At 41.0% G+C, this 14,407-nt stretch carries 19 protein-coding genes; 10 read left to right on the plus strand and 9 right to left on the minus strand.

From position 1 onward, the window contains the following. Positions 1-97 precede the first annotated feature (97 nt). The 8 genes from HMPREF9180_RS09275 to HMPREF9180_RS09315 all read left to right on the plus strand — a co-directional run bounded on the left by HMPREF9180_RS09275 (position 98) and on the right by HMPREF9180_RS09315 (position 7,028). Positions 98-568: a DUF3013 family protein gene (locus HMPREF9180_RS09275; protein WP_006146285.1), complete on the plus strand. Its 471-nt coding sequence runs from the start codon at positions 98-100 to the stop codon at positions 566-568. Positions 569-580: 12 nt separating this feature from the next. Continuing rightward, positions 581-1,021 (plus strand): NUDIX hydrolase, encoded by a 441-nt coding sequence (locus tag HMPREF9180_RS09280; protein WP_006146286.1) that lies wholly within the window; start codon positions 581-583, stop codon positions 1,019-1,021. Then, positions 1,018-1,491 (plus strand): GNAT family N-acetyltransferase, encoded by a 474-nt coding sequence (locus HMPREF9180_RS09285; RefSeq protein WP_006146287.1) that lies wholly within the window; start codon positions 1,018-1,020, stop codon positions 1,489-1,491. Before HMPREF9180_RS09280 ends, HMPREF9180_RS09285 begins: the two co-directional genes overlap by 4 nt. Positions 1,492-1,628: 137 nt before the next feature. Beyond that, positions 1,629-2,579, plus strand: a complete 951-nt coding sequence (prmA, locus tag HMPREF9180_RS09290; RefSeq protein WP_025168775.1) for a 50S ribosomal protein L11 methyltransferase — start codon at positions 1,629-1,631, stop codon at positions 2,577-2,579. A 1-nt stretch (position 2,580) separates the two neighbouring features. Beyond that, positions 2,581-3,324 carry a 16S rRNA (uracil(1498)-N(3))-methyltransferase gene (locus tag HMPREF9180_RS09295; protein WP_006146289.1) on the plus strand — a complete coding sequence of 248 codons (744 nt, stop codon included), beginning with the start codon at positions 2,581-2,583 and terminating at the stop codon, positions 3,322-3,324. Positions 3,325-3,334: 10 nt separating this feature from the next. After that, positions 3,335-5,131 (plus strand): oligoendopeptidase F, encoded by a 1,797-nt coding sequence (pepF, locus tag HMPREF9180_RS09300; protein WP_006146290.1) that lies wholly within the window; start codon positions 3,335-3,337, stop codon positions 5,129-5,131. Between the two features lie 477 nt (positions 5,132-5,608). Further along, a complete protein-coding gene (locus HMPREF9180_RS09310; RefSeq protein WP_006146293.1) occupies positions 5,609-6,160 on the plus strand; it encodes a DUF1307 domain-containing protein in 552 nt (183 codons plus the stop codon). A gap of 175 nt (positions 6,161-6,335) precedes the next feature. Further along, on the plus strand, positions 6,336-7,028 hold the full coding sequence (locus tag HMPREF9180_RS09315; protein WP_006146294.1) for an MIP/aquaporin family protein: 693 nt from the start codon (positions 6,336-6,338) through the stop codon (positions 7,026-7,028). Between the two features lie 55 nt (positions 7,029-7,083). Here HMPREF9180_RS09315 and queF read toward each other — a convergent pair whose 3' ends face one another. The 7 genes from queF to HMPREF9180_RS09350 form a co-directional block, all read right to left on the minus strand. Beyond that, positions 7,084-7,575: a preQ(1) synthase gene (gene queF, locus HMPREF9180_RS09320; RefSeq protein WP_006146295.1), complete on the minus strand. Its 492-nt coding sequence runs from the start codon at positions 7,573-7,575 to the stop codon at positions 7,084-7,086. A gap of 20 nt (positions 7,576-7,595) precedes the next feature. Further along, complete coding sequence (gene queE, locus HMPREF9180_RS09325) at positions 7,596-8,312, minus strand: 7-carboxy-7-deazaguanine synthase QueE (protein ID WP_006146296.1); 717 nt, start codon at positions 8,310-8,312, stop codon at positions 7,596-7,598. Further along, complete coding sequence (gene queD / locus HMPREF9180_RS09330) at positions 8,305-8,748, minus strand: 6-carboxytetrahydropterin synthase QueD (RefSeq protein ID WP_006146297.1); 444 nt, start codon at positions 8,746-8,748, stop codon at positions 8,305-8,307. The genes queE and queD overlap by 8 nt, the downstream gene beginning before the upstream one ends. After that, on the minus strand, positions 8,748-9,401 hold the full coding sequence (gene queC, locus HMPREF9180_RS09335; protein ID WP_006146298.1) for a 7-cyano-7-deazaguanine synthase QueC: 654 nt from the start codon (positions 9,399-9,401) through the stop codon (positions 8,748-8,750). Before queC ends, queD begins: the two co-directional genes overlap by 1 nt. Before the next feature lie 202 nt (positions 9,402-9,603). Beyond that, positions 9,604-9,918, minus strand: coding sequence for a thioredoxin (trxA, locus tag HMPREF9180_RS09340; protein WP_001029581.1), 315 nt, complete (start codon positions 9,916-9,918; stop codon positions 9,604-9,606). Between the two features lie 14 nt (positions 9,919-9,932). Beyond that, positions 9,933-10,154, minus strand: coding sequence for a DUF4649 family protein (locus HMPREF9180_RS09345; protein WP_006146299.1), 222 nt, complete (start codon positions 10,152-10,154; stop codon positions 9,933-9,935). A gap of 96 nt (positions 10,155-10,250) precedes the next feature. Continuing rightward, positions 10,251-10,631 (minus strand): MarR family winged helix-turn-helix transcriptional regulator, encoded by a 381-nt coding sequence (locus HMPREF9180_RS09350; protein WP_025168777.1) that lies wholly within the window; start codon positions 10,629-10,631, stop codon positions 10,251-10,253. A gap of 181 nt (positions 10,632-10,812) precedes the next feature. On the opposite strand from HMPREF9180_RS09350, the gene HMPREF9180_RS09355 reads away from it, so the two are divergent. Both HMPREF9180_RS09355 and HMPREF9180_RS09360 read left to right on the plus strand, forming a co-directional pair. Continuing rightward, a complete protein-coding gene (locus tag HMPREF9180_RS09355; RefSeq protein ID WP_025168778.1) occupies positions 10,813-11,187 on the plus strand; it encodes a CidA/LrgA family protein in 375 nt (124 codons plus the stop codon). Next, the gene (locus HMPREF9180_RS09360; RefSeq protein WP_006146302.1) at positions 11,184-11,879 is read left to right on the plus strand and encodes an LrgB family protein; all 696 of its coding nucleotides are present in this window, start codon (positions 11,184-11,186) and stop codon (positions 11,877-11,879) included. Before HMPREF9180_RS09355 ends, HMPREF9180_RS09360 begins: the two co-directional genes overlap by 4 nt. Positions 11,880-11,950: 71 nt before the next feature. Here the strand turns inward: HMPREF9180_RS09360 and gggC are convergent, their stop codons facing one another. Both gggC and HMPREF9180_RS09370 read right to left on the minus strand, forming a co-directional pair. Then, entirely contained in the window at positions 11,951-13,522 is a 1,572-nt protein-coding gene (gene gggC, locus HMPREF9180_RS09365; RefSeq protein ID WP_025168779.1) for a streptosactin export ABC transporter GggC, read from the minus strand. A 126-nt stretch (positions 13,523-13,648) separates the two neighbouring features. Further along, positions 13,649-14,401 carry a hypothetical protein gene (locus HMPREF9180_RS09370; RefSeq protein ID WP_006146304.1) on the minus strand — a complete coding sequence of 251 codons (753 nt, stop codon included), beginning with the start codon at positions 14,399-14,401 and terminating at the stop codon, positions 13,649-13,651. Positions 14,402-14,407 lie beyond the last annotated feature (6 nt).

A 14,407-nucleotide genomic window follows, 5' to 3' on the forward strand; every position in this document is an offset into this window, starting at 1 on the left:
GGATTTTCTGATACGAATATGGTAAGATTGTAGTATCTATTTTAGCATATTTCCGAGTATTCGGGGCGATTGAAGAGTCGTATAGAAAGAGGACAAAATGGCAACATATGGATTTTTAGATGTTTTACAGGAAGAGTTGGACAAGAACTTTCCTTTTGATTATGAGATTAGCTGGGACAAGCGCAATCATGCGGTTGAAGTGAGTTTTCTGTTAGAGGCACAAAATGCTGCAGGGGTGGAGATGTTAGATGAAGACGGAGAGGTTTCGTCAGATGATATCCTTTTTGAAGAAGCTGTGCTTTTTTACAATCCTGCCAAGTCAACAGTTAATGCAGAAGACTATTTGACGATTATCCCTTACCTGCCTAAGAAAGGTTTTTCTCGTGAATTTTTAGCTTATTTTGCGCTATTTCTTAAAGATACTGCAGAGGTTGGACTAGACGCCCTCATGGACTTTTTGGAAGACCCAGAAGCAGAAGAATTTGTCATGGAATGGAACCAAGAAGTCTTTGAAGAAGGGAAAGTCGGTTTGGAAGAAGGAGAATTTTACCCTTATCCAAGGTATTAAGAGGGAATAATCATGAATTTAGATTGTATTGATAAAAAGTTTGATTTCCAAGGTTGCAAGATTGCCTTGATTTGTGGGGATAAGGTCTTGACTATCTTACGTGATGACAAGGACGATATCCCTTGTCCCAACATGTGGGAGTTGCCAGGTGGTGGTCGTGAAGGAAACGAAAGTCCTTTCGAGTGCGCAGCGCGTGAAGTTTATGAAGAACTGGGAATTCATTTAAATGAAGATTGCCTGCTTTGGAGCAAGATTTATCCTAGCGTAATCTTTGAAGGCAAGCAATCGGTCTTTATGGTTGGTCAGCTAAGACAAGAGCAGTTTGATAATATCACCTTTGGAGACGAGGGGCAGGGATACCAACTGATGCCTATTGAGGAATTTCTCAATTCTAAACAGGCAGTACCTCAGTTGCAGAGGAGATTGAGGGATTATTTGGAGGAAAGTTTATGATAAGACTTGAACAAGCAGGAGCAGAGGATTTAGAAACCGTTATTGAAATTCAAAGAGCTTGTTTTAAAGCAGTTTATGACAAATACCAAGATGAATACGATCCTTATCTGGAGGACCGTGAACGCATTAAGTGGAAACTAGTCGAGCGTCCCAATAGCTATTACTACTTTGTAAAAGAAGATGAAGAAAACATCGGATTTTTACGAGTTCAGACCAATGCCGAGTTAACGAAAGCTTGGTTGGGAACGGCAGCGATTTTGCCCAAGTATCAAGGAAAAGGGTATGGTTCTGAGGGACTGAGGTTGCTGGAAAAAGAATTTCCAACCATCACACAATGGGATTTGTGTACGGTGTTACAGGATGCAGGCATGGTTGCTTTTTACGAGAAAAACAGCTATCGTCAAACTCATATCGAACCTGAAAAAGAAGGCATGGATATGGTCTACATGAAAAAATTGATAGAGAAATAGAAAGGACGGTTCAGTTAAATTTCTAAACTGAACCTGCCCTAAACACTGTGCCAAAAAGATAAACTTCTCTTAGACACAAGTGTCTTCAGAGAGTTTCCTATTTTGGCTTTGTGTTTTACGGGCTTGGTATCTTAATGATGGAAACATGGCAAGAGTTAAAAGTTACAGTCAAGCGTGAGGGAGAGGAGTTGGTTTCCAATCTCTTGATCGAGTTAGGTGCCCAGGGTGTTGCAATCGAAGACAGCATGGACTATGTAGGAAATGTGGACCGCTTCGGTGAAATTTTCCCTGAGGTGGAGCAACAAGAAGAAATCGTGATCACAGCCTACTATCCTGAAACGGTTGATGTGGCAACGGTTGAAGCGGACTTACAGGCTCGTTTAGCAGAATTGACAGACTTTATGGATCTAGGAGAGGTCAAGATGGGCACGACTGCCTTGGCTGAGGAAGACTGGGCGGACAACTGGAAGAAATACTATGAACCAGCTCGCATTACCCATGACCTGACCATCGTGCCGTCATGGACAGACTATGAAGCGACGGCGGGAGAAAAGATTATCAAGTTAGATCCTGGTATGGCCTTTGGGACTGGAACACACCCGACGACCAAGATGAGCCTTTATGCCTTGGAGCAGGTTCTTCGTGGTGGTGAAACAGTCCTAGATGTAGGGACTGGTTCAGGGGTTCTTTCCATTGCTAGCTCTCTTCTAGGTGCTAAGGAAATCTTCGCCTATGACTTGGATGATGTGGCGGTTCGTGTCGCTCAGGAAAATATTGAGCTCAATCCTGGTATGGAAAACATCCATGTAGCCCCAGGAGACTTGCTTAAGGGTGTGGAGATTGAGGCAGATGTCATCGTGGCCAATATCTTGGCGGATATCCTGATTCATCTGACTGATGATGCTTATCGTTTAGTCAAAGATGAAGGGTATCTGATTATGAGTGGCATTATCAAGGACAAGTGGAACATGGTCCGTGAATCAGCAGAAGCAGCTGGATTTTTCCTTGAAACCCACATGATCCAAGGAGAATGGAATGCCTGTGTCTTCAAGAAGACCAAGGACATCTCTGGTGTGATTGGAGGTTAGCATGCAGCAGTATTTTGTAAAAGGCTGTGCTATCTCCCCTGTCACCATCGAGGACAAGGAAACCAGCAAGCATATGTTTCAGGTTATGCGCTTGAAAGAGGATGATAAGGTGACTTTAGTCTTTGATGACGGCATTAAGCGCTTGGCGCGCGTGGTCAATGTAGAAACCCGTCAGTTGGAGTTGGTTGAAGAATTAGCTGACAATGTAGAACTACCAGTCCAAGTGACAATCGCATCAGGCTTTCCCAAGGGAGATAAACTGGAGTTCATCACTCAAAAGGTGACGGAACTTGGCGCTAGCCAGATTTGGGCCTTCCCTGCCGATTGGTCAGTTGCTAAATGGGACGGTAAAAAACTAGGGAAAAAAGTCGAGAAACTAGAAAAAATTGCCCTTGGAGCAGCAGAGCAAAGCAAGCGGAATCTTGTCCCAGAAGTAACTCTTTTTGAGAAAAAAGCAGACTTTTTAGCCCAACTGGATCAGTTTGACCGCATTGTGGTGGCCTATGAAGAGTCGGCAAAAGAAGGTGAATCAGCAGCACTTATACAAGCAGTTGCTGGACTAGAAAAGGGAGCTAAATTGCTCTTTATCTTCGGGCCAGAAGGTGGTCTATCGCCTGTAGAAATAGAGTCTTTTGAAGCTAAAGGAGCTGTCTTGGCGGGACTTGGACCTCGGATTTTACGAGCAGAAACAGCACCACTTTACGCCTTATCAGCCCTTAGTGTTTTATTAGAATTAGAGAAATAGGAAGAAGAAAATGGAACAAAAACACCGTTCAGAATTTCCCGAAAAGGAACTTTGGGATTTGACAGCCCTATACCAAGATCGTGAGGACTTCTTACGTGCAATTGAAAAGACTCGCGAAGACATCAATCAATTTAGCCGAGATTACAAGGATAATCTGCACACTTTTGAGGATTTCGAGAAGGCCTTTGCGGAATTGGAACAAATCTACATCCAGATGAGCCATATCGGAAATTATGCCTTTATGCCTCAGACGACAGACTACAGCAACGAGGAGTTTGCCAATATCGCCCAAGCTGGGATGGACTTTGAAACAGATGCAAGCGTAGCCTTAACCTTCTTTGATGACGCCTTGGTAGAAGCAGATGAAGAAGTATTGGACCGTTTGGGTGACTTACCACATTTGACGGCAGCCATTCGTCAAGCTAAGATCAAAAAAGCCCACTATCTTGGGGCGGATGTGGAAAAGGCCTTGACCAATCTGGGTGAAGTTTTCTATAGTCCACAGGATATCTATACTAAAATGCGAGCTGGGGATTTTGAAATGGCTGACTTTGAAGCCCATGGAAAAACCTACAAAAACAGTTTTGTGACCTATGAAAACTTCTATCAAAACCACGAGGATGCTGAAGTCCGTGAGAAATCCTTCCGTTCCTTCTCAGAAGGACTACGCAAGCACCAAAATACGGCTGCAGCAGCCTATCTTTCTCAGGTCAAGTCTGAGAAATTGTTGGCAGATATGAAGGGATATGACTCAGTCTTTGACTATCTTTTGGCTGAGCAAGAAGTGGATCGTGCCATGTTTGATCGTCAGATTGACCTCATCATGAAGGACTTTGCGCCAGTCGCTCAGCGATATCTCAAGCATGTTGCCAAGGTAAATGGTCTTGAAAAGATGACCTTTGCTGACTGGAAATTAGACTTGGATAGTGCTCTCAATCCCGAAGTGACCATTGACGATGCCTATGATTTGGTCATGAAGTCAGTCGCACCACTCGGTTTAGAATACAGTCAAGAAATTGCCCGTTACCAAGAAGAGCGCTGGGTAGACTTTGCTGCCAATAGCGGCAAGGATTCTGGTGGCTATGCAGCAGATCCCTATCGTGTGCATCCTTATGTCCTCATGAGTTGGACGGGTCGTCTGAGCGATGTATATACCTTGATTCATGAAATCGGACATTCTGGTCAATTTATCTTTTCGGATAATCATCAAAGCTACTTTAACACCCATATGTCGACCTATTATGTCGAAGCGCCATCAACCTTCAATGAATTGCTTTTAAGCGACTACTTGGAACAGCAATCTGATGACCCACGTCAAAAACGCTTTGCCCTTGCTCATCGTTTGACAGACACCTACTTCCATAACTTTATCACCCACCTCTTGGAGGCAGCCTTCCAACGTAAGGTCTATACATTGATTGAAGAGGGTGAAACCTTTGGAGCAAGTAAGCTCAACAGCATTATGAAGGAAGTCTTGACTGACTTCTGGGGGGATGCTATTGACATTGATGACGATGCAGCTCTGACTTGGATGCGCCAAGCTCACTACTATATGGGCTTATATAGCTACACTTACTCAGCTGGATTAGTCATCTCGACTGCTGGGTACCTCCATCTGAAAAACTCTGAGACTGGAGCTCAAGACTGGCTCGATTTCCTCAAGTCAGGTGGCAGCAAGACACCGCTTGAGTCTGCCATGATTATCGGAGCAGATATTTCAACAGATAAACCACTTCGTGATACCATCCAATTCTTGTCTGACACGGTTGATCAGATTATCGCCTACAGTTCAGAGTTGGGAGAGTAAGATGTTGGCAATAGAAAGATAGGTGATTCCTATGCTGATGATATTTGGATGGTTGACAGTTATTATATTTGGATTATTTGTAGCTATTTTCAAAAAAGCCGTTGAAGGCCGTGATTGCAAAACTGAACTGAAAGTAGAACTGGTATTGCTTGTGCTTTACTTCATTTTGTACCATATTCTCTTTCATTAAAAATTTGATGTTTAAGAAATAAAAAGTTATCTATGAATGGCTTTTTGATCAGTGACTAGAAAAGCAGAGGTGCTAGAGATGTATCAAGAGTTACAAAGAAAAGTGATGGAAGACCAACCAAGCTATAGTCGGGAAGAAATTTGGAAAGAATTACATAAGCGATCTCCTGAAACATATCCAGATGGTAATCCGTCAATCTTAAAATATAGTGACGTTGTTCCAAAATTGCTTGACAATGGTTGTGTTCGACAGTAAAATAAGAGTGATCGAGGGAGGAGCAAATCACTATGAATAAAACTTTAAAAACATCACTCGTATTACTATCAACGGTTTTCGCCCTTGCAGCTTGCGGACAAAACAACTCAGCTAGTAGTGCAACAGAGACTACACAAGCAGCTGAAGCAACTACGACTGCTCCAACGTCCAATAAACAAAATACAACAGAAGATCTGCCAAAAGACGGTGTACAAAGATTCAAGCGTATAGATAAAGGTGGATCAACATTTCTTATCTACTACTTCAAGGATGACATCGTCTATAAACAGATGGGTATTTATTTTTATAACCCTAAAGGATTAGGCAAATCTGAAGAAGAGGTTGTTCAACTTCTGAACAAAAGTCAAGAGCTTTATAAGGATGTAACTGGAATAAAGTCTACCGTTAAGAAGAAAGATGGAGAATACATTCAAACCGTAATATATAATTACCAAACTATTGACTGGAAAGAGTTACATCGACGCGATCCAAATCAATTTCCTGCGACCAAACCAAAACCAGTGAAAATTAGTGAAGCTGCAGCTAAATTACAAGAAAAAGGTTATGTTGAATATACAGAATAAACTCAACCAAATAAACAGCACCAACGACGCTCCTTGACCGTCCTTGGTGCTGTTTGTCCTGACTAGCCTCGGGTATCTAAAAGTGCAAAGAACTGCAATTTTCCAAGCACTTTTCTTGAAACCTTTTCCTTCTTTTGATAGACTATAACATAGTTTAAATAAAAGGAGACTTATCATGAAAAAATTTGTTGCTGAATTAATCGGTACATTTATGCTAGTGTTTATCGGAACAGGATCCGTTGTTTTTGGACATGGTGTTGAAGGTGTCGGCCACCTTGGAATCGCTCTTGCTTTTGGTTTGGCTATCGTAGTAGCAGCTTATTCAATCGGAACGATTTCTGGAGCTCACTTGAATCCTGCTGTTTCTATCGCTATGTTTGTAAACAAACGCTTGTCATCATCAGACCTTGTAAACTATCTCCTAGCACAAGTTGTTGGAGCATTCCTTGCCTCTGGTGCGGTATTCTTCCTCTTGGCAAACTCAGGTATGTCAACTGCTAGTCTAGGTGAAAATGCCTTGGCAAACGGTGTAACTGTTTTTGGTGGTTTCTTATTTGAAACAATCGCTACTTTCTTGTTTGTTTTGGTCATCATGACAGTAACTTCTGAAACTAAGGGGAATCCATCTATCGCTGGTTTGGTGATTGGTTTGTCATTGACAGCCTTGATCCTTGTTGGGTTGAACATCACTGGACTTTCAGTAAACCCAGCTCGTAGCTTAGCTCCTGCTGTATTTGTAGGTGGCGCTGCTCTTCAACAAGTTTGGATTTTCATCCTTGCACCAATCGTTGGTGGAGTTCTTGCAGCTCTTGTTGCTAAGAATCTTCTTGGAACCGAAGAAAAAGATGAAACTCTAGCTTCTTTATAATCATCATAAAAAAGCCTTGTTCCTCTTTTTGAGGAGCAAGGCTTTTTCTATATTTTTAGCGATTATCAATCTTTTCTGGATACAAGTCGTGTTGGAAGAGTCTTTGCTCGGCTAGTCCTTCATACTTGGTGCCAGCTTTTCCGTAGTTGTAGTAGGGGTCAATTGAAATTCCACCACGTGGAGTAAATTTGCCCCAAACCTCTAAATAGCGGGGATCGAGTAATTTGACTAAGTCTTTCCCAATCGTATTGATGCAATTTTCGTGGAAATCACCGTGATTGCGATAGCTAAATAGATAAAGCTTGAGGGATTTTGACTCGACACAGAGTTTATCTGGAATGTAGGAGATATAGATGGTTGCAAAGTCTGGTTGAGCTGTAATAGGGCAAAGAGAGGTAAACTCAGGACAGTTAAATTTGATAAAGTAATCATTATCGACATGGCGGTTCGCGAATGATTCTAGAACCTCTGGCTGGTAATCAAAATGGTAGTTGGTTTCTTTGTTTCCTAATAAGGTCAGGTTTTTCATTTCTTCTTGTTGTGACATACTATCTTCTTTCTAGTTGTTTAAACGCCTCGTTGATTGTCGTAGAGGAGGGTATGGAGTTGTGGGAGGACACGAACATTGCCCCAACTATCGTCAGCTGCAATGCGTTCCCAGAGTTCTTTTAAACGATCTAACTGATCTTGGACAATGTTTCCCGTTGCCTTTGGCTCAGGATTTCCAGCTGATAGATAGAGAACATCTGGCTTATAACGTTTTTGGATATCCTTTGCAAACTCTAAGTCTTCTTCATTAAAAACGGGAATTTTGAAAGTTACCTTGTCAGGGTCTAGATGAGAGACGATAAAGTCTAAAGTCTCAAAATTGACCTCCATCTTGGAAGAAGGTGGTTTGGGACTTAGTGTGACTTGATCGATATCTTTCAACCAAGTTTGCCAACGTGAACCCTGGGTTTCAACAGCAAGAGTAACGCCACGTTCTTTGAGTTTTGTGACTAATTCAGCCATGTTGGCTGCCAATAGAGCAGGATTTCCGCCAGAGAGGGTGACATAGTCATATGTTCCTAGTTTATCTAAAGCAGCGATGACTTCGTCAGCGGTCATGCGGGTTGGTTTTTCAGAACCATCCCAAGTAAAGGCAGAGTCACACCAGTCGCAATGATAGTCGCACCCAGCGGTACGAACAAACATGGTTTTTTGACCGATAGCTCGTCCCTCACCTTGAAAGGTGGGACCAAAGATTTCTAAAACAGGAAGTTTAAGGACACGCTCTTTAGTCATGTAACCACTCCCGTCTAAATTCAGCAAAGGAAGAAGGTGTTTCGTATAAGCGAACATATTCCAAACGCAAGCCCCTTTGATCAGGTAATTCTTGCTGAATAGTGTTAAAAATCCAGTAAACCATATTTTCTGCTGTCGTATTCATGTAAGGCAGGGTTTCATTGAGATAACGATGATCTAGATGTGGTTCTAAGTGATTTTTATAGATTTGTTTGATATCGCCGAAGTCATAAGTCATGCCACGGTCATCTAAAAAGCCGCTAACAGCGATTTGTAAATGATAGGTATGACCATGAAGAGACTTACATTTTCCCTCGTAGTGAAAGAGGTGGTGGGCAGCGTCAAATGTAAATTCTTTGGAAACCATGGTTCTGTATGGATTATAGACCAGCGATTCTCCAGTTTCGTGTTTGATTTCTTTAGGGACAAAAAACATCAGGCCTCTCCTTTCTGCGAGAGATAAACCTCTAAACCATGTTGACGTAGATGGCAGGCAGGACAATCTCCACAACCAGCTCCTCTGATACCGTTATAGCAAGTCAAGGTTTTTTCTCGAACGTAATCAAATGCACCGAGTTGATCAGCCAAGGCCCATGTTTCTGCCTTATCCAACCACATGAGAGGCGTTTGGATCACAAAGTCGTAATCCATAGCAAGGTTGAGCGTGACATTGAGTGATTTGACAAAGACATCCCGACAGTCAGGATAACCTGAGAAGTCTGTTTCGCACACTCCTGTCACGATATCCGTAATTCCACGCTGCTTGGCAAGGACTGCCGCAAAGGACAGAAAGAGATGATTGCGACCGTCAACGAAGGTATTAGGAACCTCTCCTTCTTTTTGCTCAATTTCTAAATCTGAAGTCAAGGCATTTTCAGTAATTTGTCCTAGCAGAGACATATCTAGGATATGATGATGAATTCCTTGTTCCTCAGCGATTTCTTTGGCCACTTGAATTTCTAAATGGTGGCGTTGACCGTAGGCAAAGGTAACGGCTTCGACCCTTTCATAGTGTTGCTTGGCCCAGAAAAGGCAGGTTGTTGAATCTTGGCCGCCACTAAATACGACCAAGGCTGATTGACGTTTCATAGTACTCCTTCCAAAATGGGAAATGTTCAGAGCACGCAAAAAGCTCCCTAGAGGGAGCTAAAAAATACCAAGTAGAGGTTTTTTTTAGCGATGGCATGTCCCAAACATCGTAATATTCTAGTTACAGTCTAGCATATTATTTGAAAAATGGCAAAGGGCAAGAAAAAAGAGACCAAATGAATGCATTTGGTCTCTCCTTTGATTAGCTCAATTCAGCAACGATAGCTTTGATTTGTTCTGCTGTGTGAACACCAGCCACTTGTTTAACAACTTGTCCATCTTTCTTGAAGAGAAGAGTAGGGATAGACATGATACCAAATGCACGAGCTGTATTCGGATTTTCGTCAACGTCCATTTTAACAATCTTCAAGACATCTTCTGAAAGTTCTTCAGACAATTTGTCCAAGATTGGACCTTGCATACGACATGGACCACACCAAGTAGCCCAGAAGTCTACCAAGACCAATCCGTCTTTAGTTTCTTGTTCAAATGTTGCATCTGTAATTGCTTTTGCCATAGTATTTCTCCTTTTTAATTATATTGGCTTAAATCTTGTTTCATGAGATAGAAGAAAACATCTCCATAAGTCCCATGGTAGTCCAAATCATGTCCCTTGTAGGTTACTTTTTGGACAGGGTAGTAGTCTGCGACACCAATCAGGCAGGCATGTTGAGAACGTTCAAATTCTTCGTATGACTCGAAGGTCATGGTTTTCTCTTGCTTGCTGGCATCCAGATAAGTGATTTCAATCATAGGATTCTCCTTTGCTAAATCATGTCTTCATTTTACTCCTTGGAAAAAGGAATGTCAAGAAAATTGATTGCGCACGCAAGCTTTTTTGAAAAAATTTTAGGAAAGCCAACTTGCTTTTGTTGCGAGGCTTTCTTCGACAGCCTTTTGTAGATAGGCAAGAGTCGTCTGACCCTCACTAGTGAGGCAAATAAAACTAGCTCGCTTGTCATGCTCACAGCATTTTCGGCTAAGTAAAGCGCAGTTTTTGGCTTCTAGTCGTGCCACCATCCGCGATACTGCACTTGGGCTTAGATGGAGTTTATCCGGCAGGTCAATCTGTCTTAAAGATTTTTCTTGGGCCTGATTTAAAAAGTGCAAGAGGTAGAATTCTTTGAGTGTTAGACCTTGTTCACTTTTCTCAGCGATAGTTTGTTCTAAAAGAGCTTCTAACTCTACTTGTCGGCGGTGAAGGTCGAACCATTTTTCTAAGTAAGTCATATCAATCTCCTTTCCTCTATAATAGTTGTAAATAGATTCGCGCATCTAAGATGCTTGCGCACGCAATCAGTATACAACTTTTTTTATTCGATAGCAAGAAGTGTGTTTCTTGTGTATTTCCTTGAAATTTTCTGAAAAAAGAGTAAACTGGTATGCAGAAAGTCTATTTTTGGAGTATACGATGAAGTTATATGTTCAGTTAATGATTCTGTTTGTGATTTCTCTGATAGGAGAGGGGATTTCGACTTTGTTGCACTTGCCAATTCCTGGTAGTATTATTGGATTGATTATTTTATTTCTAGCTTTGCAGTTCAAGTGGTTGCGAGTACGACATGTCAACATGGTTGGGAATTTTCTCTTAGCTAATATGACGATTCTCTTTCTGCCTCCTGCAGTTGGGATTATGGAAAAATTTGATGTGATTGCTCCTTATTTATTGCCCATTGTCTTGATTGTCTTTTTTGCGGCAGTTATCAATATTATCTTGATTGCGCTTGTAGTTCAGTTTATTAAAAAGCGTTACGAAGGAGATTACGAAGAAAGAGGTGCCAAATGAGCGAATTTGTATCCAATCCACTTTTTGGGATAGCCTTGTCCATTTTGGCTTATCTTGGAGGCATGATTATCTTTAGACGGTACCCTCATCCTCTGACAACTCCCTTGCTGCTAGCAACTTTGTTTATCATTGTTTTTCTAAAACTAACTGGTATTTCTTATGTTGCCTATTATCAAGGTGGGGTCTATCTCAATAACTTGATTGTTCCCTCAACAGTAGCTTTAGGAATTCCACTATATAAGAGTTTTCACCTCATGAAACACCATGTTAGAAGTATTCTACTCAGTAGTTTCCTAGCGGTTGTTGTAAATACCGTTTTTACAGCTTTAGTTGCCAAATTTTTCGGTATGGATTTCTTCTTGGCGATTTCGCTTTTTCCAAAGTCCGTAACCACAGCCATGGCGGTTGGAATTACGGATAAGTTACAAGGGATAGCAACAATTACTTTGGTAGTCGTGGTAGCGACTGGTATTTTGACTAGCGTTATTGGGCCAACACTCTTGAAATGGTTGAAAATTAATGATCCGGTAGCTGCTGGTCTTGCTCTGGGAGGAACAGGTCATGCAGTTGGAACAGGGACAGCATTTCGCTATGGGGCTGTTGCAGGAGCTATGGGAGGTTTAGCCATTGGCGTGACAGGAATCCTGTATGTTTTTATTAGTCCAATTGTGGCAAGTTTGATATTAAGTTAAAAAAGCTGGAACAATGTTCCGGCCTTTTTTTATTTTTTATGAGACAGTTGATGCAGTCGTTAATGGCAATTTTAGTTTTTGGATTGTTTAGGGATTTTATCGGCTTTGTAGAGATGGATGACCTGATCATAGCGCTTTAAATCCTCATCGTTATAATGGTGAATAACCTCGATAACCGTTTGAGGTAGAGAAAAGAGGAGGTCACTGATTTTTTGACTGTTTTCTGAATCCAGATTAGCCTTGGCTTCGTCTGCTAGGATCAACCGGCTGTTGTGGTAGAGTGCACGCGCAATTTCAAGCCGTTGTTTTTCACCACCAGATAAGCTATCTTCGTTCAGATTTCTATGCTTTAAGCTATCTAAGCCAGTCTGTTTGAGAATGGATTCAAGTTTAGAGACATTTTTGACAGCACCGAGAGTGATATTTTCTTCAAGAGAGAGGCTGTTGAAATAATGACTAGACTGGAGGATGTAGGAGCTAACACTAGTAATTTCTTCTCGAGAAAGACTTTGATCTGCAAAGGAGATGTGCCCGTGCGTAGGTTGCTGGTCTCCATGGATAAGATTGAGTAGGCTGGTCTTTCCAGAACCACTTTCACCAATGATAGCAATTTTTTCTCCTTGCTTGATATGCAGTGAAAGCGGAGCTAGGATTGCTTGTCCATCAGCTTCTAGACTAATTTCTTGTAATTGGATTGGGTAAATATCTGTGATTGGATGTGGAAGGCTAGGGTCCTTTTCATTTAACAGTTTCTGGTATTTTTCGCGAAGGTAGTTGGTAGATTTGCGGGTGTTGGTGAAGTAAGCTAGCTCTTGAAACTGATACCCTATGTTGTGGGAAACGAGATAGATAGCTACAAAGCTCGCAGCACTGAGATGACCATAGTAGGTCATGAAACCACCAATCACAATTGGAGCGACAGAGCAAAAGGCATCGATGCTGTTAGTCACAAGACTATTGAGTGTCCGTTGCTTTTCATAGGCAATCTCTGTAGTTAGACTGGATTTAAGTTTCTCTTGATAGCGATTAAAAAAGAAAGTCTGTCCATGATAATGACGGATTTGTTGATTTCCTGCGATAAAGTTGGTTAAACTAGCTAGATAAGTCTGGTTGGATTTAGAACGATTTTCAGACAGGGCATCTAATCGTTTGGAACCAATGGAGCTACAGAGAACAGGAAAGGAATAAAAGAGGATAAAGATCAATCCCAGATAGAAGTTGGTCCATAAGGCATAGATGATTGATACTGAAGTGAAACCAATAGATGAAATGATGATAACCGTTGGTTCGATGTAGTTGTTTTCTAATTGCTTTACATCATTTTCCAAATCAGATAAAATATCTTGTTCAGAGATATGGTAGCTATGTAAAAAGCGATGAAAGATAGCACTTTTCATTCCGAATTTGAAATCTGTAATGACTCGTGCATAGTAATATCGTTTCCCAGCTAGGCCGAGTAAAAGGATGAGGTTTCCTAGAATCCCTAAGATAAGTACTTTCCAGAGGAGATTGAGCTCTTGATTGGTAAAACTAGCGACGATATTCTGAACTAAGGCGGGAGTGATAATAGCTTCCAGCCAAGTGATGACAATTGACAATAAATACAGGGTGAGGTGTTTTTTGGTGACAAATTTTCTTAGCATGGATATGAACCCTCCCTTTTCATCAGAGTAATCAATTAAAGTTATTATACTCTTTTTTGTAAAAGAATTCACATGAAAAAAATTAAGAAAAGTCTAGCAAAACAGTGTTTGCTAGACTTTTTATGGTTATTGAAGGTTGACCTTGTTTTTCAAGATGTAGTAGGTGCCAACATAGGCAATGATAGATAAAATCAAGTTTTTGACTGTTTGAAGGTATAAAAACCAATTAAAGTTGTTGCCATATAAATTCAAATCAAATAAACTATCAATTCGGAAGAAAATTCCAAAAAAGCTTAAAATGATGTTGATGACAATGTAAGCAAGAACTGCAAGGGCTGTACGATATTCGTTAAAGAGTTGCCCAATGGAAATGGATAGATAAATCAAGAGGATACCAAAGACAGAATTGAACACAAGGTAGGGGATGTAAATCCAGTCTTCAAATAAATGAATGCTGAAGAAACGATAGATGTAGATGTAATCTTTTTCTAGAGGAGATAGGAAAATGATAATAGAGATGCTTGCTACAAAAACAATGTAACTAAGCAAGGTCCAGACAAAGGCACCAAAGAGTTTGGATAGAATAATATGGTGTTCAGATACTGGAAGTGTCAGTGTCAGATACCCTTGACGCTCATAAACACTTCCCTTGAATCTCCGAATGATGAGAATGAGAGTAGAGATAAAGAGCGTGATCATCAAACCACCAAATACAAGCGATAAAAAGAAAAAGATTAAGGTGTCATCGACATTTTTTAACTGGGCTAGAGCTCCAGACTGGTAACCAATTAAAACGGAAATTCCAAGGATAACGCCGTAGAGAGAAAGGTACCATTTATTGACATTTTTAAATTCATAACGAACTAAATTCCAAAACATAATAAT

This window comes from Streptococcus peroris ATCC 700780 (assembly GCF_000187585.1).
GTDB classification, from domain to species: Bacteria; Bacillota; Bacilli; order Lactobacillales; family Streptococcaceae; genus Streptococcus; species Streptococcus peroris.

Excerpts from the sequence above, each read along its gene's own strand:
- HMPREF9180_RS09275 (WP_006146285.1), top strand. The coding sequence starts at position 98 with ATGGCAACATATGGATTTTTAGATGTTTTACAGGAAGAGTTGGACAAG.
- HMPREF9180_RS09280 (WP_006146286.1), top strand. The coding sequence starts at position 581 with ATGAATTTAGATTGTATTGATAAAAAGTTTGATTTCCAAGGTTGCAAG.
- HMPREF9180_RS09285 (WP_006146287.1), top strand. The coding sequence starts at position 1,018 with ATGATAAGACTTGAACAAGCAGGAGCAGAGGATTTAGAAACCGTTATT.
- prmA (WP_025168775.1), top strand. The coding sequence starts at position 1,629 with ATGGAAACATGGCAAGAGTTAAAAGTTACAGTCAAGCGTGAGGGAGAG.
- HMPREF9180_RS09295 (WP_006146289.1), top strand. The coding sequence starts at position 2,581 with ATGCAGCAGTATTTTGTAAAAGGCTGTGCTATCTCCCCTGTCACCATC.
- pepF (WP_006146290.1), top strand. The coding sequence starts at position 3,335 with ATGGAACAAAAACACCGTTCAGAATTTCCCGAAAAGGAACTTTGGGAT.
- HMPREF9180_RS09310 (WP_006146293.1), top strand. The coding sequence starts at position 5,609 with ATGAATAAAACTTTAAAAACATCACTCGTATTACTATCAACGGTTTTC.
- HMPREF9180_RS09315 (WP_006146294.1), top strand. The coding sequence starts at position 6,336 with ATGAAAAAATTTGTTGCTGAATTAATCGGTACATTTATGCTAGTGTTT.
- queF (WP_006146295.1), bottom strand. The coding sequence starts at position 7,575 with ATGTCACAACAAGAAGAAATGAAAAACCTGACCTTATTAGGAAACAAA.
- queE (WP_006146296.1), bottom strand. The coding sequence starts at position 8,312 with ATGACTAAAGAGCGTGTCCTTAAACTTCCTGTTTTAGAAATCTTTGGT.
- queD (WP_006146297.1), bottom strand. The coding sequence starts at position 8,748 with ATGTTTTTTGTCCCTAAAGAAATCAAACACGAAACTGGAGAATCGCTG.
- queC (WP_006146298.1), bottom strand. The coding sequence starts at position 9,401 with ATGAAACGTCAATCAGCCTTGGTCGTATTTAGTGGCGGCCAAGATTCA.
- trxA (WP_001029581.1), bottom strand. The coding sequence starts at position 9,918 with ATGGCAAAAGCAATTACAGATGCAACATTTGAACAAGAAACTAAAGAC.
- HMPREF9180_RS09345 (WP_006146299.1), bottom strand. The coding sequence starts at position 10,154 with ATGATTGAAATCACTTATCTGGATGCCAGCAAGCAAGAGAAAACCATG.
- HMPREF9180_RS09350 (WP_025168777.1), bottom strand. The coding sequence starts at position 10,631 with ATGACTTACTTAGAAAAATGGTTCGACCTTCACCGCCGACAAGTAGAG.
- HMPREF9180_RS09355 (WP_025168778.1), top strand. The coding sequence starts at position 10,813 with ATGAAGTTATATGTTCAGTTAATGATTCTGTTTGTGATTTCTCTGATA.
- HMPREF9180_RS09360 (WP_006146302.1), top strand. The coding sequence starts at position 11,184 with ATGAGCGAATTTGTATCCAATCCACTTTTTGGGATAGCCTTGTCCATT.
- gggC (WP_025168779.1), bottom strand. The coding sequence starts at position 13,522 with ATGCTAAGAAAATTTGTCACCAAAAAACACCTCACCCTGTATTTATTG.
- HMPREF9180_RS09370 (WP_006146304.1), bottom strand. The coding sequence starts at position 14,401 with ATGTTTTGGAATTTAGTTCGTTATGAATTTAAAAATGTCAATAAATGG.